The organism is Rhizobium sp. Root1203, from assembly GCF_001424945.1.
Classification (GTDB): domain Bacteria; phylum Pseudomonadota; class Alphaproteobacteria; order Rhizobiales; family Rhizobiaceae; genus Rhizobium.
Window position 1 is genome coordinate 661,433 of record NZ_LMCW01000012.1, and the last position, 24,347, is coordinate 685,779.

Below are 24,347 nucleotides of genomic sequence, written 5' to 3' on the forward strand. Positions count from 1 at the left end.
TGGGTAAATGGTGACGCTACCGCATCTCTTCCGGCGCAGCGGTCCCTGCAATCGCAAGTCCCGACTTCAAAACCGACGCAACGGCGTACACCAGCCCTAGTCTGGCTATACTCGATTCTCGGCTCTTATCGTTAATAAATCGTAAGTCTACCTGATCCTTGCCTTTATTCCAATGCGCATGGAAAGAACTTGCCAGATCGTAGAGGTAAAATGCGACACGATGCGGCTCCTGCGACTGCGCTGCCGAGTCGACAAGCCTTGGGAACTCCGCAACCTTCGCAACCAGTTGCAACTCAGCGGGATCCGATATTCCCGACACCGCTGCAGCAAGGTTCGCCGGCGATACGTCGAGGTCGGAAAATGCCTCTTTCGCCTGCCGGAAAACGGACATGCAACGGGCATGAGCATACTGTACGTAAAAGACCGGATTGTCTTTCGATTGCTCCGTTACTTTGGCGAAATCGAAGTCTAGCGGCTCCGAACTCTTGCGGTAAAGCATCATGAAGCGCACCGAATCGCGCCCGACTTCTTCGACAACATCGCGGAGGGTGACGAAATCGCCGGAACGCTTCGACATCTTCACCGGCTCGCCGTCACGGAACAGCTTGACGAGCTGGCACAGCAGCACGGTGAGCTTTGCCTTGCCTTCGGACACGGCGCGCGCAACAGCTTCCAGGCGCTTCACGTAGCCCCCGTGATCGGCGCCGAGCACGTAGATCATCTCGTCGAAGTCACGGTCGAATTTGTTCTTGAAGTAAGCAACGTCGGCTGCGAAGTAGGTGTACGAGCCGTCCGACTTGATCAGCGGCCGATCCATGTCGTCGCCGACTTCCGTCGAGCGGAACAGCGTCTGTTCGCGATCCTCCCAGTCTTCCGGCAGTTGGCCCTTCGGCGGCGGCAACGTCCCCTTGTAGACATGGCCCTTGAAGGTCAGATCGTTGATCGCGGTACGGATCGCAGCAGCGCCATGGGCATGCAGCGCGCGCTCGGAGAAGAAGACGTCGTGATGCACGTTCAATGCCGCGAGATCCTCGCGTATCATCACCATCATCGCATCTATCGTGCGGTCCTTGACGATCGGCATCCACTGATCTTCCGGCAGGTTGTGCAACCGCACACCGTAGTCACGCGCCAGTGACTCGCCGACCGGCACGAGATAATCGCCCGGATAGAGACCCGACGGAATCTCGCCGATCTTCTCTCCCAGCGCCTCACGGTAGCGCAGGAACACCGAACGAGCCAGGACGTCGATCTGCGAGCCGGCGTCGTTAATATAATATTCCTTCACGACGTCGAAGCCGGCAAAGGACAGCAGATTGGCCAGCGCGTCGCCGACAACGGCGCCGCGGCAATGGCCGACATGCATCGGGCCGGTCGGATTGGCCGAGACGTATTCGACGTTGACCCTCTTGCCGACGCCGAGCGTCGAGCGCCCGTAATCGGTGCCTGTCTCGATCATCGACGCCAGGAGCCGCTGCCAATAGCCGACCGAGAGCTTGATATTGATGAAGCCCGGACCGGCAACTGAGACGTCGGCGACGTCTCCGTCTTCCTTCAGCTTGGCCGTGATGACCTCCGCCAGGGCGCGAGGGTTTGTCCCAAGCGGCTTTGCGAGGACCATCGCAGCATTGGTCGCCACATCGCCGTGGCTTGGGTCGCGGGGCGGCTCGACGGCGATGCGGCCGAAATCCAGCTCGGATCGCTTTTCCTTGACCAGATCAATCTGTTCGAGGGCGGTTTTAATCCTGGCTTCGAAATCGGTAAAAAGGTTCATCGCACTGTTCCACGCATAGGCTAGCCATAAGGCATTTGCCCGACTTTTGCCGGGCGACCGCTGCCTATCGCAAATCCGGAGTATGGTCAAACAATCGCCTGTGGGCACTGATTGCGTAGGTGTCGGTCATGCCGGCGAGATAATCGCCGACATGACGGGCCTTCGGCGCCGTGGCGAGGCCAGCGATGTGATCGACCCAGTAGTGGCTCTGCATCTCCTTTGGATTGGCCATATACGCCCCGAACAGATCCGTAACGATCTGTGCGGCGCCAGCGCGAATGCGCATGATCTCCGGATGACGGTAAATGCGTTTGAACAACATCGCCTTGATCTGGCTGTCTGTTTCCGCCATCGCCGGGGAGAAAGTCGCGATCACGCGGTCGGCATGGCGGACATCGTCGGGGCTTCTCGGCTTCACCTCGGCGAGGCGCTCCTGCGCGACCGAAATAACGTCTTCGACCATGCGCGTGATCTGGCGGCGCATGATCTCGTGAGTGAAACGGCTCGGCTCGAGGTTGGGATAACGCGCCCTCACTTCAGCCATAAGGCCGGCGAGGAATGGTATTTCCTCCAGCATGTCAAACGTCAGGTAGCCGGAGCGCAGTCCGTCGTCGATGTCATGCGTGTTGTAGGCAATATCGTCCGCTATCGCGGCCGCCTGCGCCTCGAGGCTGGCGAAGGTGTCGAGTTCGAGGTCATGAATCTCGCAGTAGTCGAGGATCGGCTGCGGCACCGCGCCTCGCGTACCGACGCCATCCCTGGTCAGAAGCGGGCCGTTGTGCTTGACGAGTCCCTCGAGGCTTTCCCAAGTCAGGTTGATGCCGTCGAAATCGGCGTAGCGGCGTTCGAGCTTGGTGACGATGCGCAGCGACTGGGCGTTGTGGTCGAAGCCTCCGAAAGGCATCAATACCTCGTGCAGAGCGTCTTCGCCGGTATGACCAAATGGCGTATGGCCGAAGTCGTGCACGAGCGCCACACCCTCCGCCAGATCCTCGTCGAGCTTCAGCGCCCTTGCAAGCGCGCGGGCGATCTGTGCCACTTCGATGGTGTGCGTCAGGCGCGTCCGGTAGTGATCCCCGTCCTGGGCAATAAACACCTGCGTCTTATGCTTCAGCCGGCGGAAGGCCGTGGTATGCACGATCCGGTCTCGATCACGCTGGAAGTCGGAACGCGTCGGGCTGGAGCCTTCCGGATAGAGCCGTCCACGCGTCGTCCAGGGGTCGGCCGCATAGACCGCCCTGTCACTGTTGCCGAAACCTAATGCCCGCCTGTCGATCGTCATTCTTCACCGTCACTCGCCATCTCGCAGCCGCTGCCCATTGACGCCGCTTTCCGCTCTTCATACCTATAGAGACGGTAAACGGCAAAGAGGCCCTTTCTTGGCCGCTTTTCCACAAACCGCGCTTTCGTGATACAAAGCGCAAGTGCCTTTAAAATCAGTCGTTTGTAATCGGCGGCTGAAACGCTATTCTCTCCGGATCTTGACCCCGGCAGGAGCAGACATGACCGATACGAGTGTAACCCTTTCCGACGCCGCGGCAAAACGAATCGCAGCGATCGTCGGTACCGAGCCCGGAAAGAGCGCGCTGCGCGTGTCTGTCGAAGGCGGCGGATGTTCGGGCTTTTCCTACAAGTTCGATCTTGCTGACGGTGTGCAGGACGACGACACCATCGTCGAGAAGAACAATGCCAAGGTGCTGATCGACAGCCTCTCCCTGGTCTACATGGCGGGGTCGGAGATCGACTTCGTCGACAACCTGCTTGGCCAATCCTTCCAGATCAAGAACCCGAACGCCGTGGCGAGCTGCGGCTGCGGAACCAGCTTCTCGATCTAGTTCCTTTCGGATCTATCCACATCGAACCGGCCGAAGAATGTCTTCGGGCCGGTTTATCGTCTTGTGGTGGGTTGGAGGAGCGCGGTAGAAGAAGGCGTTAGAGCGGAACAGGACCTCCCATGAAGATCGCGACCTGGAACATAAACGGCGTCAAGGCGCGCATCGACAATCTCACGCAGTGGCTGAAGGATTCCGACCCGGATATCGCCTGCCTGCAGGAGATCAAGACGGTCGACGAGGGGTTCCCCAGGCTCGAGATAGAGGCCCTTGGCTATCACGTGGAGACGCATGGCCAGAAGGGGTTCAACGGTGTCGCGATCCTCTCCAAGACCAAGCCGGACGAGGTCAGCCGAGGACTACCGGGCGATCCGCTGGACGAGCAAGCCCGGTTTCTCGAGGCTGTGTTCTCTCTGCCAGGAAACCGTGTCGCCCGCGTCTGCTGCCTCTACTTGCCGAACGGCAATCCTATAGAGACGGAAAAATACACCTACAAGCTTGCCTGGATGGAGCGGCTGCGCAAATTCGTGGCGGAACGCCTTGCCTACGAAGAGATCCTCATCCTCGCCGGCGACTACAATGTGATCCCAGAGCCGCATGACTGCTTCGATCCGAAAGTCTGGGAGAACGATGCGCTTTTCCTGCCGCAAACGCGAGAGGCCTTCCGGAGGTTGGAAAGCCTCGGCATGACCGACGCAGTCCGGGCGACAACGGATGCGGTTCCGGCCTATACGTTCTGGGATTACCAGGCGGGAGCCTGGCCGAAGAACAACGGCATCCGCATCGACCACCTGATGCTCTCGCCGGAAGCGGCCGACCGCATGACCTCGACGGCGATCGAGAAGCATGTTCGCGCCTGGGAAAAACCCTCCGACCACGTGCCTGTCGTCGCGTATTTCGACTTTGCGGCCTAGTCAAAGCTGCAAGCAGAGGGTATCGCCCCTATAGCTTAATCCGTGTTGCTTGTGGCGATCTTATGCGACATCGAGATCGCCGTCCGGCGATCGTTTTCCGTAGCCACCGAGAACGCCTGCTCCTGCAGGGATTCCATCCAGCTGCAATCCTTCGGCTTGCAGCGGTCGAGCGCCGCGGTCATCAACGCCAGACCGTTGGCGGCCTGACCCTCCTGGAACAGAATATTGCCGAACACGGCCATGGCACCCGGATGACCGCTCTTGCGGGCCTGGTTGAGCCATTTCTTCGCCTGTTGGGCGCTGGTGCCGCCGCCCTCGCCCGCAAGCATCATCTGCGCGAGCTGGAACTGCGCTTCCGGCACACCGAAGGTGGAAGCAACCTGGAAATAGAGCTGGCGCGCCTGGCTCAGATCAGTCTTTACCGGGCTACCCGGAATGCCATGCTTGTAGTAGTTGGCAAGCGACAGCAGCGCATTGACAAAAAAGCCGGTATCCTCTGAACCCGGCTCGACACCCTGTTGCGCGATCTCGCTATAGATCTTGAAGGCTTCGAAATCATTCTGCGTGACGCCATCGCCATCGGCATACATGTTGGCGAGAGCCCAGCGCGAACCAGTGTGTCCCTTTTCCGCCGCATACTTGTAGGCTTCGACGGCCTCTTCTTTCTGGCCGTTTTTGTAGGCTTTGAAACCGAACTTGAAGAGATCGAAAGGACCGGATTCCTTCGTAACGCCCGACTTTATATCGAACGCGCCGGCCGGACAGGCAACTGCCGCGAAACAGGCGACGGAAAGCCCCATAAGCATCAATCTGAAAGGTCTGAACTCGGACGTCAGCATTTCACTCGATTTCTTTCGTTTCCACCCATGCCAGCCGCGCCGGACACTGTCCTTGCAACCTGCTGACCTAGTCCTTTCGGCGAGCGATCCCACGGTGAGCTCAAAGGCCCCTTTGCCCGCGTCGCGTCCAGCCTTGCGCCCTCCTCCAAGGGCCTGCATTCGCTTTAGATCGAGGTTCTCCGTCCGCATCCCGGCACGGTTCACCTGCGATTGCACCAACTGCATTTCTGCGAAGCCGAGGTTCGGTATTTCGCGTTCGGAACATAGGTAATCACCAATTGTGACAAAACCTGAGCGGTTGTTACCGACCACCGATTCTGGCAGGCGCAACGCCCTGAAAATTGAAGAGAAGGAAAGACTGGAAGCCGCCGGACGCGAGCGAAGCTTTTCGGCTGATACGTCTTGCAGCCAACGCGAAACGACAGAAACGGCATCAACATTGCCGTAGCCTTCGCCTGCCTTCTCTGCACTCAATGAAAACCGACCCATCTTACTCTTTACGCGCATCCCAAGCTTGTCATTCCCTCGCCCGAGCTTAGCGCTGCGCCTAGTTTGTGGCGGGAAATGGACATTTTGCCCCGAAGCCGATCTTACGCGAATGGTGGTAAAAAGCTGTTGCTGAATCGTCACAAAATGAAACGGCGGAAGAGCATGCTTAACGGTCTGTAGACAAAGAAAAAGCCCGGCAGGTGCCGGGCTTTCATTTGCACTGATCTTCTGAGATCAGAACTTGAACTTGATGCTGGTCGATATGGCGGCGATCAAATCGTTTCCGAAGGAATACGTCACGTCGTTGCCGTAGGTAACACCGTCCTTCACGATCGTTCCGGACTCGCCGCTCGTCATGACGCCAAGCGCTCCGGCCAGTCGCCATTCGATGTTTTCGGTCGGGCTGTAGGCCGCCCCAACGCCAACGACCCAGCTATCGGTCTGCGCGCCATAGCCATCGCTGGTCCCGCGATCCCACGTCAAGCTCACCGCACCGCTCCATTGGTCGTTGAACTTGTGGCCGACGCCACTCGTGACGGTCCAACCATCGCGATACGCGAGGTCGAGCGAGGCCAATCCGCCAGGCGGGCAAGTTCCGGTCGTCGGGCAGAAGGGGACCGACTGGAGTACGCTCCAGTTCGTCCACTTTATGGAGCCGAAGGCGAGCCAATCCGGCGCGATACCGCTTTGAGCCTTTAGCTCCAGCGAGTCAGGCGCTTCTGCGGAGCCATATACATTCGTAATCCTACCGCCGTATCCCGGCGTCAAAGGCGCATCCGTCAAATCCACGGTGCCCGTGAGATTGTCGTATTTGACGCGGCTGTTGTAGACGAGGCTGGCGCGGAGCGCGTATTCTGGAATTTCGTAGGCGACACCGGCGCGCCATCCCCATGCCTGGTCCTCGAGATCAAGGCGGCCGGTTCCGATTGTCGAGAAGCCAGGAGGCGCGGCAGGAAGGGAATACACCATCCGCTCCTTGAAGCCCTCGACCTCCTGATAGAACGTGCCGCCGATCACACGGAGCTGCCCCGGCCCCACGTCGAACTTGTAGGAACAGGTCGCACCGTAGTTATGCGTCGTGATCTTTGTTTCGATATTGTTGTTGGCGCCGGCCCAGTTGATGCCTGGATTCGTGTGCGCGCCGAACGGCTCGGAGTAATCGAGAAGGCAGTCCACATCGCCGATGCCGCCCTTCAGGCCGACATACGGGACCGCGTAATTTTCCGTATCGTCAGCCGAATGCGGACGGTTATTCAGATTGCCACCAGCCGTCGGGTTGTCCCGAACGTTGTCCAGCCTGCGCTGCGGCATGACATAGATCACGCCCGACTGAATGGAAAACTGCGATGCATCGAACAATTGGTCGATGTTGTAGCCGCCGCGATCAAGTCCGCCCGCGAAGGACGGCTGCGCCAGCGTTGAAAGTAGAGCAAGCGACAAGCCGCCTGCCAATGCCATACGAGATGCCAATGTGTCTCCCCCACTAAAGGCAATTAGAATTGAGGGGACTGTGCAGGCGATCCCGGTAAATGGCAACTTTGCGAGGGGATGCGATTGGAAAGTGAGCTAATGGATCATTTACGTAAAAAATTGACGGGCACGTCAATATTTTCGCTATTTAGAAAAAAATTCCAAGAAAAGCCTGCCCATATCGAAAAAACAGGATGATCGTGCCTCATCCGGAACCATCTGTAACCTGCAGACAACACTCTTATTTTTCGCCGCAAGACCGTGGAAAACCTGTGAAATCAATCAGGAAAAGCGCTTTTAGCCTCCAGCCGTTCCCTTAAAATGACAAAATGCCTAGCCGCGGACGAAAAAGCGCCCGATTCTCTATCGGGCGCCCTTAGAATTAAATACTACTTTCCGTTGATATTACGTCGCCTCAGCTACACGCGAGAGTGCAGTGCGCAGGCTGGCCATCTGTCCCGTGAGCTCTTCCAGACGGTCGCGCTCGGCGGTCACGACCTCCGGGTTGGCATTCGCGACGAACTTCTCATTCGACAGCTTGCCGTTGATCCGGGCCATCTCGCCTTCCGTCTTGGTAATCGCCTTTTCGAGGCGTGTCTTCTCGGCACCGAGATCGATGAGTGCCCCGAGCGGCAGGCAGGCGGTCGCTTCGCCGATAACAATCTGGGCGGCTCCCCTCGGCGCCTCCTGGGTCAGAGAAATGCCATCGACGCGGGCCAACCGCTTGATTGCCGCATCGTGCCGAACCAGACGTTCGCGCGTCAAACCGTTGGCCTTCACAACGACAAGCGGCGCAATCGCTGAAGGCGGCACGTTCATCTCTGCTCGAACCGAGCGAATACCGGATACGAGGTCGATCAGCCAGTTGATCTCGTCCGCCGCCGCATCATCGGCGTAAGACGGTGCAGGCCATTCGGCGTGGCAGATCAGGCTGTCACGCTCGACGCCCTCTCCGGCGGTATGTGCCCATAGCTCTTCGGTCATGAAGGGCATGAAGGGGTGCAGCAACTTGTAGATCTCCTCGAGAATATAAGCGCTGCAGGCCTGGGCCTCTTTCTTGGCGCCTTCGTCGGCACCGCTGAAGACCGGCTTCAGCAGTTCGAGATACCAGTCGCAGACCTGGTTCCAAACGAAACGATAGAGCGCGCCGGCGGCGTCGTTGAAGCGATAGGCCTCGATCGCTTCCGTGACATCGCGCTCGGCACGGGCGAGTTCCGTCAGAATCCAGCGGTTGATCGTCAGTTCCGCAGCTTCGGGAATAAAATGCGGATCGCTAACGGCGCCGTTCATCTCGGCAAAGCGCGTCGCGTTCCAGAGCTTGGTGCCGAAGTTGCGATAGCCGGCAATGCGAGCCGGATCGAGCTTCACGTCGCGGCCTTGAGCAGCCATGATCGCCAGCGTAAAGCGCAGCGCGTCGGCGCCATATTCGTCGATAAGCTCCAGCGGGTCGATGACGTTGCCCTTCGACTTCGACATCTTCTGGCCGTTCTTGTCGCGGACCAGCGCGTGAATGTAGACCGTGTGGAACGGCTCGACCGGATTGCCGTCTTCGTCCTTCATGAAATGCATGCCCATCTGCATCATGCGAACGACCCAGAACGGAATAATGTCGAATCCGGTCACGAGGACATTGGTCGGATAATAACGTGCAAGTTCCGGCGTCTGCTCCGGCCAGCCGAGCGTCGAGAAGGGCCAGAGGGCGGATGAGAACCAGGTGTCGAGGACATCTTCGTCACGGGTGAGGATTTCGCCCGGTTTGAAATTCTCGAGCAGGTCTTCGACATAGGCCTTCATTGGCCCCTCGTGCGACAGATAGTGCTGGATAGCGGCCTGCAGCGCTTCTTCTTCGGACTTCTCTACGAAAACCTGACCGTCCGGACCGTACCAGGCGGGGATCTGATGTCCCCACCAAAGCTGGCGAGAAATGCACCACGGCTGAATGTTTTCCATCCACTGGAAATAAGTGTTTTCCCAGTTCTTCGGGACGAACCTGGTGCGGCCTTCGCGAACCGAGGCAATCGCCGGCTGAGCCAGTGTCTTGTTGTCCACCCACCATTGCTCGGTCAGGCGCGGTTCGATAGGCACGCCACCGCGATCGCCGTGCGGAACCATGTGCTTGTGCGGCTCGATCCTGTCGAGCAACCCCGCTTCTTCGAAGATCTCCACGATGATGTTGCGCGCCGCGATGCGATCCTGGCCTTCAAGCCGATCCCAGGCGCCGTGCAGCGCTGCGGGGTGATCGAGCCCCTCCAGGAAGTCCTCGTTTTCCCTGATGTTGATCGTCGCATCGACGTTCATGATGTTGATTGCAGGCAGCCCCCTGCGCTTGCCGACTTCGAAGTCGTTGAAGTCGTGCGCGGGCGTCAGCTTGACGGCGCCGGTACCCGCGGTCGGGTCGGCATAATCGTCCGCAACAATGGGGATCCTTCTGCCGACGATCGGCAGGATGACGTGCTTGCCGATAATGGCCTTGTAGCGCTCATCCCCCGGATTGACCGCAACGCCGGTGTCGCCGAGCATGGTTTCCGGCCGGGTCGTGGCCACGGTCAAATAGTCCCGCGTCTCAAATTCCGTCGGATTCCCTTCCTCGTCAAACGCAACGGGGTGTTCGTAAGTAACTCCCTCTTCCAGCGGATAACGCAGGTGCCAAAGGTTGCCCTTGACCTCGATCTGCTCGACTTCCATGTCCGAGATCGCCGTCAGCAGCTTCGGGTCCCAGTTGACGAGCCGCTTGTCCTTGTAGATCAGGCCTTCCTTGTAGAGCGTGACGAAGACTTCGAGAACGGCGGCCGAAAGCCCCTCGTCCATCGTGAAGCGTTCGCGCGACCAGTCACAGGAAGCGCCCAGCCGCTTCAACTGATTGAAGATCAGGCCACCGGATTCCGCCTTCCATTCCCAGATCTTCTCGACAAAGGCTTCGCGACCCATCTCGCGACGGCCCGGCAGCTGTTGCTCCATGAGCTTGCGCTCGACAACCATCTGCGTGGCGATGCCTGCATGATCCATGCCCGGCTGCCACAGCACATCCTTCCCGCGCATACGCTCGAAGCGGACCAGGACGTCCTGCAGCGTATTGTTGAGCGCATGACCCATGTGCAGCGAACCCGTCACGTTCGGCGGCGGGATCACGATGGTAAATGTCTCGGCGCCCGGCTTGGCATTCGCGCCTGCGCGGAAGGCATCCGCCTCATCCCATTTCGCGGCGATTTTCGGTTCAACGGCAGCGGAATCGTAGGTCTTTTCGAGCATTTGGGGACCAGATCTGGAGGTTCTATGATGCGGTTGGTAAATAGGATGGCTGCGGGCAAGTCAATAAAAAAGCCGCCCCGAAGACCGGAGCGGCTCTCAAGACAAAGGAGTTCCGATCAGCGGCGCGGGCCGCGCGCGACACGCTCGATTTCCTCGCGAACAAGGCGCTCGACCAGCGTCGGCAGGTTGTCATCGAGCCAATCACGCAGCATCGGTCGCAACATGTCCTCGGCGATCTCGTCCAGCGAACGCCGCTCTGCACCGTCGATTGCGGCTGCAAGCTCCTCGAACGAACGGGCGATCTGCAACCCCGCATCCTGCGAAAGGAGCGCCTGCTGCGTGTCCTCCGAGATGCTGGGGAGCAAGCGATCCGAAAGAGGAGCAGCAACGGCGATCTGCGCCGGCGCCTCTGCGGTCTGGACAAATTCTTCCTGGAGCTGCATCGCAGCAGCCGCCGGCACGTCGTACTGGGATTCAGTCGGTTTGTCTGCCGCAACGGCTTGTGGGGCCGGTGTTGCAATCGGCGCAGCGGCATTCTCGACGCTACGCGGCATTTCGACCGGAGGCTGGGGCGCTTCGAACATGTGTGCAGGGACTTCGGGGCGCATTTCCTGCTGACGGAAACCGGGCGGTACTTCGCGCTGAAGCTGAACCGTGTTCCGCTCGGAGGCAGCGCGAACGCGGGCGGCAACATCTGCAAGCGACATCGCGCGAGCAGGCGCTTCCAGTGTCGGCGCGGAGCCTGCAGAATTGGCTGCAACAAAACGCGGATCGGGTTGCGGCATCGTCTCCGGGAACTCGACGCCGGCATAGGCCTGGTCGACGGTCAAATGAATGTCGGAGTCGCGGTCGTCCTCATCGGCACCGTAAACGGCAGGCAGCGATGCCGAAATTGCCTTGCCCGCGCCCGGCTCATTGCTTTCGATGATCTGGCGGATGGACGCCAGAATTTCTTCCATGGACGGTTCACGCGCTACGCTTGGCTGAGCCATATCTATCCCCGTTATTCAGAAACAACGACCGGATTGCGTGGAGTGGGCATCCGAATCACCCAGACTGTAGGATAGCCGAACGGGGAAAAAAATCATCGCGAATCAAATGAATACTGCCATGCACAGTTTTCTCCGGGGCGTAGACATGGCGCAAAAAGCGACAAAACAGGAACGGGCGCCAGAGGCGCCCGTAACAGAAGGCAGACTTCGCAAAAAGCCGTCTAGAATACGAATTCGCGCGCCTTGGCAAAACCCGGAAGCGGCTTCACGGACGCATTGAAGAAGACGTTTTCCGACACTGCGCCACGCTCGCCGACGAACACCTTCGCCCGTGCCGAGCCGCCGTATCCCTGAACCGTCACGAGACGACCGCCATCGCGAAGCTGCGAAAGCAGCGCCTGCGGAACCTCCTCGACGGCACCACTGACAAAGATCAGGTCATAAGGGACGCCGGCGGCGCTGCCCAAGGCGAGCGGTCCCGTCACAACGGAGACATTCGGATAATCGGCAAGATTGGCTTTGGCTGCAGCCGCAAGCTCTTCATCCTCTTCGACGGCGACAACCGAGCCCGCCAGCAGCGACAGCAGCGCCGATACGTACCCCGTGCCGCAACCGATTTCGAGAACAGCGTCGTCCTTGCCGATCTCCGCAAGCTGGAGAAGCTTGGCAAGCGGGGACGGCTGCATCAGGAAGCGCGCCGGCTTGCCGGCTTCCGCCGGACAGATTTCGACATCGATGTCGACATAGGCAAGCGCCTTGGACTTTTCAGGGACAAATGCCTCGCGCGGTACCGAAAGGAACGCCGTCAGCACGGAATGCGAGGTGACGTCCGTCGTGCGGATCTGGTTGTCGACCATATTGGCGCGTGCAGTTTCGAAATTCATCTTGTCCTCTCGCCCAGTGAAAAGCGGTTCTGTCTGCTCGTCTCTTATTCTTCGGGCAACAGGCTTTCAAGGCTTCGCAACCATCTGCGACAAGAATTAAGGGGGCGGCGGCCTCAACGCCACCCTGGACGCAATCCCCCATGGAATAAACCGCGCCCCCGTGATATTATTGCAACCGGAGGGTTTTAAGGAGGAGGTGCATCATGTCCATGATCGTTGAGTATTTTTCGCTATTCGACTTCTTCATCGTTGCGGCGCTGCTCGGAATCTTCTGCTGCGGCCTATTCGACGGTGAAACAAGCTGAAGTTTCTCTTCCGCCGCAGGGCGACAACCGACACGAGAGCTTTCAGGTTGGTGTCAGCTTCGTGATGGATAGTCACATTCCTTGAACACGCGGCGAGTGAACTCGTGAACAGATCTATCGTATGTGGCGGGGTTTTCGTCTGCGCTCTCGTGACCCTAGTGCTGATGATACCGCTCATTCACGGCGGCGCACCGAACGTCACCACAAATGGCGTTTCACCAATGCCTTCGCTGCAGCGGATCAATTGACTGGCGGATGGCGACGCCGGCCATCCGCCAAACCCCAAAAATATCGGGGATTTCATATACCTAATTAATTGCCTGAAAGAGGTTTGGAGGCCTCGCCCGGAATATCGAAACTGGGCGATATCAACCACTTGCCGGCCTTCCTGCCACACTTGGCCTAGAATAATTTCCTTTGGATTTCAAAGGCGGCTGCCACACTCTGCCACACCTTTGAGGGATGACGTGAGCTGCCAGCTCCTCGTATATGTCGACGCTCGTAGCTCGCGCCCAAGTGCGCCAATCGGTATAGGGCAGCCAAGCTTTTTCATCTTCTTTTCGACTTTCCTGCGCCTATTCACGGCCCGCATGTGGCTGGTTTCTCCGGCGTGCCTGCAGCTTCCAGTAAGCTTCCGGCACTTCGCGGCATTGTCCATACTGGTCTTAGCGGTGCTCTCGCTCACCTTCGCAGCAAAGGATGCCAAGCCGAACAGCGATTGCGTCATTAGCATAATAAGGGCAAAGCAAACCAGATCGTGAACATTCATACCACTTCACTTAAGAAGCGCTCTCAACATATTCCCTTCTCGTTGCAACTATTGGAACACCGGTACGTTTAGCCACCGGACCTGCCGCGAGCCGGTTCAGAAACCTGAACCGCCCCGCAGGATAGATAATGTTCGATACCGTAAAGTTGTTGGCCCTCGGCACCGCTGTCCCTCCAAACGTCATCGATCAACGCGAAGCTGCTCTAGCATCCCACGCAGCATTTTCGTCCAGATTTGGCGACTTCGACCGGTTGGCGAAGGTGTTTGAAAGTTCCGGAATTCGACGGCGCTATGGGGTGCGCCCCATCGATTGGTATCTCGAAACCCCTGGTTGGACGGATAGAAATCAAGCCCACATCGAAGGCGGGTGTGCGTTGTTCGTTGCTGCGGCGACGAAGGCCCTCAACTCCGCAGGGCTCGTAGCCGCCGATGTCGATACTATTGTCACGGTCTCGTCGACGGGCATTGCCACGCCAAGTCTTGAGGCGCGCGTCGCGTCGCAGATGGGGTTTCGTTCCAACGTCGAGCGGGTGCCCGTCTTCGGGTTAGGATGCGCGGGAGGCGTTTCCGGCCTTTCGATCGCATCGCGATTGGCCGCATCTCGCCCCGGATCGCTCGTCCTTCTTGTCGCGGTGGAGACCTGCACGCTGGCCTTTCGCATGGATAAGCTCACCAAGGCTAATATCGTCGCAACCGCGTTGTTTGGCGACGGGGCTGCGGCATGCGTACTCCGCGCGACGGATGCCGGCATCGCCGAAGTCGAGATGAGTGGCCAGCATACATGGCCGGACACACTTGACATTATGGGCTGGAGCGTCGATCCGGAGGGGCTGGGAGTGATATTCGACCGCGCAATCCCACCATTCGCCGAGGCCAACATTCGTCCGGCGGTTTGCTCTATACTCGGACGATCAAACCTCTCGATTGACGATATTGACCGCTTTGCATTTCATCCAGGCGGCGCGAAGGTGGTTGACGCACTTGAAGCCGCGCTCGCCCTTGGTCAAGGGACACTAAATCACGAGCGCGATATCCTTGCTGACTTTGGAAACATGTCGTCCCCAACAGCGCTGTTCGTCCTCGAACGTCTGGTCAAAGTTGGCCTGCCGCGACGAATTCTCTTAACCGCACTGGGACCCGGATTTACCTTGAGTTGCGTCTCATTGAGGGCGACCGCGTGAATTTGTCCACTCTGTTGTTGGCTGCGGTGACGGTTGAGCGGTTGGGCGAGCTGTGGCTGGCTCGGCGCAACTCACTTATCTTGATGTCGCGAGGAGCCATCGAAGTTGGCGCAAGTCACTACCCGCTGATCGTTATGCTGCATGCTTTTTGGCTCCTAGGGCTGTGGGTGATTGCCTGGGATGCACCTGCTCAATTGCCCTGGGTCGGTTTGTTTGGGGTCCTACAGGTCCTGCGCTTCTGGACGCTGTCAACAATCGGCAGACGCTGGACGACGCGCATCATTGTCGTGCCAGTGAGAAACTCGTTTCGATCGGTCCCTATCGCTTCGTGCGACACCCGAACTACATCGTCGTGGTAGGCGAGATCGCGGTGTTGCCGCTAAGCCTTGGGCTGCCGATCTATGCCTTGATCTTCTCGACTGCCAACGCGCTTATCCTCACTATCCGGATCAGGACAGAGAACGCCGCACTGTCTGGATTGGGATCGGACTGAGCCTAAATGTTTGGCCTTTGCAACGCGCGGCACATCAGGCTGATGATCGTTATGCCACGTTAGCCCACCGTCATCCGTCGAAGAACATCCGTTTTCCAGTAAAACTGGTGAATCAATACCCCCAGAACGTGAGCGCCGAGCACCGCCCATAGGATTACCTTCAGAATGTCGGCATGAACCCCGCCTAAGCTGTCGAAGCCCAGATAGTAAGAGGCCATTCCCGTCACCGGCATCGCCAGGAGAAGGGCATAGAGGACAACGTGCGCGAATTTGGCGGCCAAGCGGAAGATGGCGGGTTCTCTCGATGAAGAAGGTGGCGCACCTTGGTAGAGCCGAAGACCAAGACGCAGAACCACAAGAAGCAATATAGCAATGCCAACGTAAGCATGAATGTTGGCGCTGGCGATCTGATCAGCGGTTGCCGAGCCGTTTCGCCTCATGCTTCGATGCCATTCATTCATGCCATCGGGCAGCAGGAGATTGAAGAAGACGAGCGCCGCCGTCAACCAATGAAGGATGCGAATGGAGCTGTACCTCTGTCGGTGTCATCCATGATACGGTCGATCGACGGTGTCGATCGACCGTATCAGTTGTCGTTTGGCTTTTGGTTTGTCGCTAGTTGGTCACCGACAATGTGGCGTGCATACCCGCCTCGTAGTGACCCTTGATATTGCAAATAAGCAGATACGCGCCCGGAGCGAGCTTGGCCTTCAACGTGCCATCCGCACCCGGCTTCAATTCGGACACCTCGCCCATGCTCTTCAAGCGCTTCTCGTCGATGCGCTGTTTTGCATCGATATAAGGGATCTTTTGATCGGCTGACTTCAGCTTGACCAGCACCATTTCATGCTCTTCAGTCATGGCGTCATTGTGGACCGTGAAGGTCGTTTCGCCTGCCTTTACTGTCGATTGGTCAAGCGTCAACGTCATCGGGCCCCCGCCTTCTCCGCCCTCTACGACTTTGACGATGGTTGAGGCGAATGAGGGGGTGGCCATGCCGGCGACGACAATGGCCGCGACAATGGTGTGTCTGGTAAATCGCATCTGGTGTTCACCTTGTGATTAGAGCAGCCCAGGCGCACGCATATAAGCCGATGCTGACAAAGAACTGAATATCGTCTCATTCACGGAGTGAGGACATCGACGATGGCCGGAAACGGCCGATTGCGGGCGTGAATATTCAGCGTGGGAACCTTCGAGAACTTTGAGTCAAGCGACGCTTCACGGAACCTCCAGGTTTGGAACGGCGAAATTAGAAGCGGGATGATGGATGAACGCACCCTTGTAGCAAGGGAGCTCGGTGGTTCAATCCCCACTCGGCAGTTCCATTTTTCCTCAACAAAATCAGATAGCAAACTGGAACGGCGTCCGATTGCGCGCATCTCACTCGATGCTGAAAACTGCGGCATTATCCTGGGCCTCGCGTAGGCCTTTGAACGACGCATGCCGCAGCTTCCCATCATGGGTCCAGACACAATACTCGATCTCGGCAATGAGCGTCGGCTGTGCCCAGACGAGGTCTTTGCGGGCGCCGGCGTGCCCGACCGGCGGCGACTTCCGCTTCAGGCGATCAAGCATCTTCCGGAGTTGAAGGGCATCGCGCTCTTTGAAGCCCGTCCCGACCGATCCGACGTAGACCAAGTCGTTCCCCGTGCGCGCCGCGAGCATGAGACTGCCAATGCCGCCCCGCGCTGACACAGAGTGCTCGTAGCCAACGATCATGAAGCTATCGCTCTGGATGCACTTGATTTTCACCCAGTCGCCGAACCTGCCGGACCGATAGGCGCTATCTCGGTTCTTGGCGATGATCCCTTCGAGGCCATGGTCGGCTGCAGCCTTGAAAATTTCGCTGCCCTCGCCGTCAACCTCCTCAGAGAGCCGGATCGCGCCCTCCTCCCCACGCAGTAGCGATTCGAGGAAGAATCGCCGGGACGATAGCTCCATGCTCCGGATGTCGTGGCCGTCGAAGTAGAGATGGTCGAAGACGTAGAGCATTGCGTCGCCGGCCGATAGCTTGCCGCCTCGCCCGCCGAGCGAGTTCTGCAATCTGCCGAAGTCGGGCCTCCCCTGCTCGTCGAGAACCACTGCCTCGCCGTCAAGGATTGCGGTCGCGACGCCGAGCTGTTTTGCAGCCTCGACGATACCCGGAAAGCGATGCGTCCAGTCATGGCCGCCTCGAGTGATCACGCGCACGCGCTGGGGCTCGATATGGACGGCAACGCGGTATCCGTCCCACTTGATTTCGTAGGTCCATTCCGGTCCCGTCGGCGGCCTCGCCTTCAGCAACGCCAGGCAAGGCTCAACACGTTCAGGCATCGGTTCGAATGGAAGATGCGGCTGCGCCGGATCGCGTGGCTTCCGTACACGGGTGCGAAGCGGCTTGTCGTCCGCAAGGAGAGGTTCGAGCGACGCATACGCAGGACCCTTTTGACATGCCGCAATTCGATACATGTCCGAGAATTGATTTTCGTCCAGATCCTCAAAACCCGAGACTTGACTCTTTCTCATAAATTTAGAACATAAAGAGAACAAATGCCGAGGTTGCCACATACGCGGATGGGTGCCGCATTTCGGTCGCCCACTGACAACCTCCTACGACTGGACCACTGACATGCTCGATCGCCCTACACCCCGTACGCCATTCAGAAAATCCTTTGACGAGTGGTGGCATGCTCAAACACCGGAATTCCGCAGCAGGATGGATGATCGCGCTGGCTGGACCATTTTCCAAGCGGGTTACACTGCCGGTCAAAAGAAGGACGTTCGCCGGTTCATCTACAAAGCCGGTCGTTTTCGCATCACCATCTGGGCAAAGAGCGCGACAGAAGCCAGGAAGGCCGCAATCATGGAGGCTGACGCTCGCGCTGCATTGAAGGGGTGGAAGCCTCCAGCCGGGGGATGGGTTTTGGAAAAGCTGACATGAGTGATCTCGACCGACCCCGACAGACAACCTCCGGCCCGCACGTGCACAGTTGCTCGACTGAAGAATGCGGCAAGTGGGGCGGCTTCGGTTTCGCGTCGGCCGCCAGCATCGAAACGCGTTGGTGGTGCTGGGAGCACTATCCGCACAAGGAAATGCCACGCAAATAGGCGACAAGTCTCGTCGCAGTTTCTGCTTGACGCCTCCGCCAAACGGGATACATTTTTGAATATAACTCGGCTCTGACACTGACCACGGATGTACTGGCAGTCATCGTCGAGACGCGAGGAAGGTCGGCACGAGGTTTCGTCCGGCCTTTTTCTTTGAGATATTAGCTGGTGGGGGTTCCGATGATTAAAGACATCTTGGCGGCGATTGGAGCGGTCAGCGGAACGTTCGCTTGTTTCGTCTTGTTCGTAGTTGATTTGCCCGCGTGGACCTTGGTCTTTCCATTCGCCTTGTCAGTTGGGTGTACTTGGCTGATCGCGCGAGATTCCTTTGACACCCGGCAAGAATCTTCTCCCAAACATACAGCAAGGCTATATACTTTCAGCGCCCGCCGAAGAGGATCTTCCAGTCCCATCCGAGGCGGCTTCCAGTGAGACTTCTGGGCCCGTCGGCTCCTAGAACATCCCAGGCGCCAATGTCCACGTCGAGCATTCATTATGTTCTGTCGCCGGTCGCCAAGTGGGGAGGTTTCAGCCTCTCTTTGGCATTTGCAGTTGAAATCAGCCCCGTTGCGTCAGCCCTATCCCCCGGGCTGTCGGAAAGGAGACGCGACGGCCACAGCGATCGAGCGGGCCATCGCCGCCTCTACAGCCAGCGTGCTTTGTCCTTCTGTATCAAGACCGAAGKTGGCAGACCAAACGACAACACCGTCGCTCTTTCGAACCAGTCGCGCGTTTGATCGCATTTGGCGGTTCTGCAATCGAACGCTTCCTTGAAGAGTATAGGTGGGATCAATGTTAGCGTTTACGGCATCGGCGGCCGGAATTATCACAACAACTTCCTTAAACCTTGATAGGTCAACGNTGGCAGACCAAACGACAACACCGTCGCTCTTTCGAACCAGTCGCGCGTTTGATCGCATTTGGCGGTTCTGCAATCGAACGCTTCCTTGAAGAGTATAGGTGGGATCAATGTTAGCGTTTACGGCATCGGCGGCCGGAATTATCACAACAACTTCCTTAAACCTYGATAGGTCAACGACAATCTCGTCRGTCAGCCCGCGCGAGACTTCACCGGGGCCGATTGTTTGTCCGAGGTTCCGGAAACGCTCTACTATGATCGTGGGCCGGCCTCCATTCGCCGAATTCRTTCGCTCAGCGAACGAAGCGAGCACGACCGCGCCAAGAACGATCATCAATGCTCCTATCATGACCCARCGGMTCAATCGACTTTCKTGCTTTWTTGGCTCCGGCGAGTTCGCCTCTACGTCGGGCGCTCCGATCRACGACACTGCGCGATCCGGGAGAAGTCGAGGCTCGAATTTGGGAATGTACCGCCCCTTGGGAATTGTAATCACGACKTCGTCGGCCAATCCGCCTGTGAGGTAGTAGCGCTCGAYGGCSTGTCGGAGTTTGCTKGCTGCTATACGCACACATGGATCATTCTGCGCRTCGAAGTATTCGCTTCGATTGAATATCGACTGCGCCAGCGTGAAAGCCTTTAGATACTGCGAGCGTCCGGCAAGCGTTTCATCAACKAGGAACCGCAGTAATCTGCGCCCACGGTCGGTGGCGATAAAATCGTCGCTTACGAGGATGCGTTCCAGTTGTCCCCTGATGTCGTCAGGAGCCGGGAACGGCTGCAAGCTCGTGGTCAGATTAGGAACCGCAGTAATCTGCGCCCACGGTCGGTGGCGATAAAATCGTCGCTTACGAGGATGCGTTCCAGTTGTCCCCTGATGTCGTCAGGAGCCGGGAACGGCTGCAAGCTCGTGGTCAGATYCCGCATCGGTGCCCTTCAACATGCTATGCAACCAAAAGGTAGGCGGCCCATCAAAATACCCGCTGAGCATCGCAGCGGCAACAGGTATATTAGAAAAACCCAATAAAGGACGAGTAGCGTACGGGCGGCATCGGATTTCCCTGAGATAATCCGTGCAAAACCCGTACAATTGCCTTCCCGTTCGCAATAGACGCGAGATCTCGCATGGAGGTCCGGCTGCGCAACTCCCACAACCTGCGGGTTAGGCCAGCGGGCTATTTTTTGTTGGCTCCCAGGCCTCTGTGCGACGATTGATGAGATATACAAGGGTGTCCGGGCTATGAAACGCTTCGTCCCTAGAGCCGACAGGTTCCACACGTTTTCCGTTGTCGACTTACTCACCGGTCTTCCCGCTGATGTCGGCGCAACGTCAGTTCTCTTATTGCGATCTGAGGCAATGCAACTTGCAGCGCGCTTGGAATATGAGCGATTGGTTTTCAAAGGGAGTCTGAAACATGAAGGAACGCGAGTTAAAGGAGTTGGGCGAGGCTCTGGTAAGGGAAATTTCAACGAAAATCACGCCGAAAAAGCTCGTGAAGGCAGTCCAGAAGGCGCACCCTGAAGCGACAAAAAAGCAAATCGTGCGCGCGGTGTTCTACGCGCTGATAGCCGGCAAGTCTCCAGGGCAGCACGGAAGCGGCACACGTTCGCTATATCTCAACCCGGGTGAGTAGCGACGCATCAGACGTGAATATCCGGCTGCGCAAAGCTCTCGAGGTCGGCGGCGTCTTCCTGAAATCCTCCCGACCGATCTACCAGCGACAAAGGCCGTGAACACTTGCGGACAAACGCAGACCGACGTTTGCAATGCGTCCAGCTTCACCCCTTTCCGTCCGTCCAAAATGCGATAATGCCCATTCGTTCGCCCAACGTTCACGAGCAACCTAGAATTGCTAATATACAATCAATAACACTCGCAGAGCATGCGGCGCTGGATTCTGTCGTCATCCATGAAACCTCTCCCTCGGCGCAGACCGCGGAAGCCTTCGAGCGGTACAGAGAGCCACAAACTGTAAATTGCTAATCCGCTGTGGCACAACCGCTACAGTATTTTTCTCCACCAAGAGTTATCTATTAGAGCTTACGCAGGAGAGAATTTATGAAGAATTTGATTGTTTCAGCCGCGCTGTTTGCTCTGGCAAGCGGACCTGCTTTTGCGGCCGACTTGGTGGAACAGCCGGCGCCAGCGCCAGTTGCTGCTGCACCGGTATTCACTTGGGTCGGCCCGTACTTCGGTATCGACGGCGGCGCAGGTTGGCTGAACGGTGACTTCTCAGCGGGTGGCAGCTCTGTCTCCGAAGACTTCAATGGCGGCCTGTTCGGCGCCTTCGTCGGCTACAACTGGCAGTTCGACAACATCGTGCTTGGTGTCGAAGGCAACGTTGAACACAATTGGAATGACAAGGACTTTCTCGGCGGTGACGTGAGCGTCGGTACTGACTGGGCAGGCGCTGCACGCGCTCGAGTGGGTTACGCGTTCGATAGGGCGTTGATTTACGGTGCGGCTGGCTGGACCGCGAGCAGTGGCTTTGTGGATATCCCAGGGTTCGACAAAGAATCCAAGACATTCAACGGCTATACTGTTGGCGCTGGTATCGACTATGCGTTCACGAACAACGTCTTCGTTCGCGGCGAATATCGTTACAACGACTTCGGCAGCAAGGACATCTTGGGTGTTGACGTCGATCTGGATCAGAGTGTCGTGAAGTTCGGCCTCGGCGTAAAATTCTAGAATTGCTCTCCAAGCAAAGCTAAGCCTCGCTTCGGCGGGGCTTTTTTTGTGAGTTGTACTCGTTCGGAACCAAATCGCTCGACGGAGGTTTCCATTGCGGATCGCGTCGAGGATTTCTCGAACACTCCGTTGCAACCCGCAGCCTGTTGCCGATGCGGTCCACCATCTCCCTAAAGCGTTGATCACGTGGTCGCGCGACTACTGTACATCCTACAATAGATCATTTCGAACCAGCGTGCTGTTCTCGCGGCAAAGGAGAGCACCATGCCCAATGACTATACCTTCCCACTCTACGTCGCCACGCAGCTTCCCGACGGCAGTTGGCACATATTGTAAGTCAACCCGCTCAGTTATGCCGAGGCCAAGATTGTCACCCCGGTGGAACTGAGGGAAATCATCGCCTCACCACTCTTCGTCCGGACCTGACGGCCAGCACTTCAGGGCGACGAACAAAAAGAAGATGAAAATAAAGGATAGAACTCCCGTAAGAAGCGTACGGATGCTCGAACTACATGCCCGTTTGAGAATTCTGAGCGGAAGAAGGACCAGCGCAATTTTCGCGCGAATGTTCGTCGAATGCCAAATACTCGATGACGCCCTCATGGCCCCTCCTTGGCTGCGTTCCGCAATCTACGCGAAAAGAAGCTGCCCAAAAAGAGAGTCCTATAGGTTGAGTTAACACTGCCTAAAATACCGGCTCCTGTGCCCGGGCCGTCGGTTGCGAGGATGGCTTGAGCGAAGCTAAAATGTCGCTCCCCCGAATGCCTCTAAAATTTGTTCCTACTTGGCTTCCCAGAGCGCACCAAGGCACGGATGCCTTTTTCTAGACTAGCGTCCAACCAGAAATGATAGTGCCCGCCGAAGTACATCGGCAAAGGTAACGCCAAGAACCATCCCGCCAACGCCGATGACGCCAAGTGCGCCGATGCCCATTAGCTTCCAGCGTCTGACATCGTCGGTCACCGGCCGCATTTCCGAGACATCTTCTTGTACTGATACGACTGCACCTTCGACCTTGCCAACTCGATCCACCAGTTGATCCATGCGCTGATGCATGGTGGCCCGGCTCCTGTCAGACTTGACCTCGGAGTCGCGGAAAGCGTCTCTGAGGTTTCGGACCTCGGCTAACACCTCACCCATTTGTTGATGCAGGCGAGGATCAAAATCAGTCGACGTCAATTGTCTGCTCCTCAATGTCATCCTTGACCGGAGAGACCCGATCGACTATTCGGCCCGCCGCCGCGCTCGTTAATGGGGCGGTGGCAACAGGAGGGTCCGGCCTTATGAGGAGGCCGGGCCCTTTTGCTATTTCCGACAGGCCGCATCTTCACGGCACTGCTGGTTGTTCGAGGCGATTGCCGGTCCCGCCGTCGGGTCTTCGGCAGCGGCTCGTGCCGCAACGGGGTCACTGAAGCGGGTTAGCTGATACCCACTGCCGTTAGTCGCAGCCGCTGTCTGGCAGCCCGCTATCGCGCATGAGGACAAGGCAACGATCGCGAGCCGACTTGCTATGGAAGTCCGCATTATTCTTCTCCATGTTGGAAATTCTGGACGACGCCTCTTTGATGGCTTCCATCTGGGCCGCGACACGAGCGTCTTTCGCTCCCATCCACCTGCCGAACTGATAGGCCGCGAGGACAGCCAGGATGATCGCCACGCCGATTTTCAGCCTCAAGGGTATCCGTGCCCAAAGGATTGCCGGCATCTCAGGCTTCCCGCCGCTTCTGGATGTAGTTCCAGAGAAGGACGCAGGCCGCCGCGACGAGGATGGCGCCGAGGGCGTAGGCAATTGGCCCAGTTGTCGGAACGAACTGCAGGCTACCGCCCGAGAGTGCTGCGGTACCGACAGCAAGGGCGTCCTTAGAGATCAATGGAGCACCCTGCTTGAGAGCCGGTGTGCCGCTCGACTGGATGAAGCCGCCCCTCGCCCAAAGTCCGGCCTCCGCGGCGCGACGATTCACCAGGCCGTTGCTGACAACCTTCATGCCGTCGATCGTGGTCTTGTTCCACTTCGCCAGTTCACCCGGAACCGCGGCGTAGTTGCCCTGGTTCAGCTTCTTGAGCAGGGTCGAGCCTTTGAAGGCTCCGATACCGGCATTGAAGGCGAACATCACGAGAGCGCCGAACTGGTTGTCGGTCAGGTCGACCTTCACCGCCGTTGCAACAGCCCGCTCGCATGGATCGAGGTCTTTGCGTAGCCAGGCAACGCCCTGCTCCTCGGTGATGTCGGGTGCACCGGGATATACGTCCGGTCCTGTGTGGCCGTATCCCTGCGTGGCCGTGCCTCGCACCTTCATGCCCGGACGCAGCCGAGTCTTTTTCAGGCCCGGCTTCCCGTCTGCGTCGTCGTAGACAAACGGGATGAACGATTCCCACTGCTTGAGCGCAGTTTCGCTAGTGGCGTTGATGCTTCGCGCCATCGATATACTCCAGATTTTGCAACGAATGGTGGGCCCGCTTACGTCCATTGACGGTCGTGCGAGCAATGGCCGGTTGTGCGATTCTTCAGCAAGGC

At 57.9% G+C, this 24,347-nt stretch carries 20 protein-coding genes and 1 pseudogene; 8 read left to right on the forward strand and 13 right to left on the reverse strand.

Annotation, left to right across the window (positions count from 1 at the left end):
* Positions 1-16: 16 nt before the first annotated feature.
* Both argS and ASC97_RS13780 read right to left on the reverse strand, forming a co-directional pair.
* Positions 17-1,774 carry an arginine--tRNA ligase gene (gene argS / locus ASC97_RS13775; protein WP_057468874.1) on the reverse strand — a complete coding sequence of 586 codons (1,758 nt, stop codon included), beginning with the start codon at positions 1,772-1,774 and terminating at the stop codon, positions 17-19.
* Positions 1,775-1,838: 64 nt separating this feature from the next.
* The gene (locus ASC97_RS13780) at positions 1,839-3,056 is read right to left on the reverse strand and encodes a deoxyguanosinetriphosphate triphosphohydrolase (protein ID WP_057468875.1); all 1,218 of its coding nucleotides are present in this window, start codon (positions 3,054-3,056) and stop codon (positions 1,839-1,841) included.
* 220 nt (positions 3,057-3,276) lie between these two features.
* On the opposite strand from ASC97_RS13780, the gene erpA reads away from it, so the two are divergent.
* Both erpA and xth read left to right on the forward strand, forming a co-directional pair.
* Positions 3,277-3,609: an iron-sulfur cluster insertion protein ErpA gene (erpA, locus tag ASC97_RS13785; protein ID WP_057468876.1), complete on the forward strand. Its 333-nt coding sequence runs from the start codon at positions 3,277-3,279 to the stop codon at positions 3,607-3,609.
* Positions 3,610-3,728: 119 nt separating this feature from the next.
* Positions 3,729-4,520 carry an exodeoxyribonuclease III gene (xth, locus tag ASC97_RS13790; RefSeq protein WP_057468877.1) on the forward strand — a complete coding sequence of 264 codons (792 nt, stop codon included), beginning with the start codon at positions 3,729-3,731 and terminating at the stop codon, positions 4,518-4,520.
* Positions 4,521-4,555: 35 nt separating this feature from the next.
* Here the strand turns inward: xth and exoR are convergent, their stop codons facing one another.
* The 5 genes from exoR to ASC97_RS13815 form a co-directional block, all read right to left on the reverse strand.
* Positions 4,556-5,359 (reverse strand): exopolysaccharide production regulator ExoR, encoded by an 804-nt coding sequence (gene exoR, locus ASC97_RS13795; protein ID WP_057469362.1) that lies wholly within the window; start codon positions 5,357-5,359, stop codon positions 4,556-4,558.
* Between the two features lie 723 nt (positions 5,360-6,082).
* Positions 6,083-7,318, reverse strand: a complete 1,236-nt coding sequence (locus ASC97_RS13800; RefSeq protein WP_057468878.1) for an OmpP1/FadL family transporter — start codon at positions 7,316-7,318, stop codon at positions 6,083-6,085.
* Positions 7,319-7,723: 405 nt separating this feature from the next.
* Positions 7,724-10,567, reverse strand: coding sequence for a valine--tRNA ligase (locus tag ASC97_RS13805; protein ID WP_057468879.1), 2,844 nt, complete (start codon positions 10,565-10,567; stop codon positions 7,724-7,726).
* Between the two features lie 116 nt (positions 10,568-10,683).
* Complete coding sequence (locus tag ASC97_RS13810) at positions 10,684-11,559, reverse strand: PopZ family protein (protein WP_057468880.1); 876 nt, start codon at positions 11,557-11,559, stop codon at positions 10,684-10,686.
* A 221-nt stretch (positions 11,560-11,780) separates the two neighbouring features.
* Positions 11,781-12,443, reverse strand: coding sequence for a protein-L-isoaspartate O-methyltransferase family protein (locus ASC97_RS13815; protein ID WP_057468881.1), 663 nt, complete (start codon positions 12,441-12,443; stop codon positions 11,781-11,783).
* A gap of 1,202 nt (positions 12,444-13,645) precedes the next feature.
* On the opposite strand from ASC97_RS13815, the gene ASC97_RS13825 reads away from it, so the two are divergent.
* Both ASC97_RS13825 and ASC97_RS13830 read left to right on the forward strand, forming a co-directional pair.
* Complete coding sequence (locus ASC97_RS13825; protein ID WP_057468883.1) at positions 13,646-14,698, forward strand: type III polyketide synthase; 1,053 nt, start codon at positions 13,646-13,648, stop codon at positions 14,696-14,698.
* Positions 14,695-15,191, forward strand: a pseudogene (locus ASC97_RS13830) (isoprenylcysteine carboxyl methyltransferase family protein). Before ASC97_RS13825 ends, ASC97_RS13830 begins: the two are co-directional and overlap by 4 nt.
* Before the next feature lie 59 nt (positions 15,192-15,250).
* Here ASC97_RS13830 and ASC97_RS13835 read toward each other — a convergent pair.
* From ASC97_RS13835 to ligD, 3 genes are all read right to left on the reverse strand, one after another.
* Entirely contained in the window at positions 15,251-15,715 is a 465-nt protein-coding gene (locus tag ASC97_RS13835) for a cytochrome b (RefSeq protein ID WP_057468884.1), read from the reverse strand.
* 91 nt (positions 15,716-15,806) lie between these two features.
* Positions 15,807-16,235: a plastocyanin/azurin family copper-binding protein gene (locus ASC97_RS13840; RefSeq protein WP_057468885.1), complete on the reverse strand. Its 429-nt coding sequence runs from the start codon at positions 16,233-16,235 to the stop codon at positions 15,807-15,809.
* Between the two features lie 339 nt (positions 16,236-16,574).
* A complete protein-coding gene (ligD, locus tag ASC97_RS13845) occupies positions 16,575-17,642 on the reverse strand; it encodes a non-homologous end-joining DNA ligase (protein ID WP_057468886.1) in 1,068 nt (355 codons plus the stop codon).
* A 247-nt stretch (positions 17,643-17,889) separates the two neighbouring features.
* On the opposite strand from ligD, the gene ASC97_RS13850 reads away from it, so the two are divergent.
* From ASC97_RS13850 to ASC97_RS13865, 4 genes are all read left to right on the forward strand, one after another.
* Entirely contained in the window at positions 17,890-18,114 is a 225-nt protein-coding gene (locus ASC97_RS13850) for a hypothetical protein (protein ID WP_244481458.1), read from the forward strand.
* Positions 18,111-18,281 (forward strand): hypothetical protein, encoded by a 171-nt coding sequence (locus tag ASC97_RS33975; protein ID WP_156390369.1) that lies wholly within the window; start codon positions 18,111-18,113, stop codon positions 18,279-18,281. Before ASC97_RS13850 ends, ASC97_RS33975 begins: the two co-directional genes overlap by 4 nt.
* Before the next feature lie 2,274 nt (positions 18,282-20,555).
* Entirely contained in the window at positions 20,556-20,774 is a 219-nt protein-coding gene (locus tag ASC97_RS13860; RefSeq protein ID WP_057468889.1) for a hypothetical protein, read from the forward strand.
* A gap of 425 nt (positions 20,775-21,199) precedes the next feature.
* Positions 21,200-21,832: an outer membrane protein gene (locus tag ASC97_RS13865; protein ID WP_057468890.1), complete on the forward strand. Its 633-nt coding sequence runs from the start codon at positions 21,200-21,202 to the stop codon at positions 21,830-21,832.
* Between the two features lie 828 nt (positions 21,833-22,660).
* Here ASC97_RS13865 and ASC97_RS13870 read toward each other — a convergent pair.
* From ASC97_RS13870 to ASC97_RS13880, 3 genes are all read right to left on the reverse strand, one after another.
* Positions 22,661-22,972: a DUF1515 family protein gene (locus tag ASC97_RS13870; RefSeq protein ID WP_244481480.1), complete on the reverse strand. Its 312-nt coding sequence runs from the start codon at positions 22,970-22,972 to the stop codon at positions 22,661-22,663.
* A 298-nt stretch (positions 22,973-23,270) separates the two neighbouring features.
* On the reverse strand, positions 23,271-23,537 hold the full coding sequence (locus ASC97_RS13875; RefSeq protein WP_057468892.1) for a hypothetical protein: 267 nt from the start codon (positions 23,535-23,537) through the stop codon (positions 23,271-23,273).
* A gap of 1 nt (position 23,538) precedes the next feature.
* Positions 23,539-24,252 (reverse strand): lysozyme, encoded by a 714-nt coding sequence (locus tag ASC97_RS13880; protein WP_057468893.1) that lies wholly within the window; start codon positions 24,250-24,252, stop codon positions 23,539-23,541.
* Between the last annotated feature and the right edge of the window lie 95 nt (positions 24,253-24,347).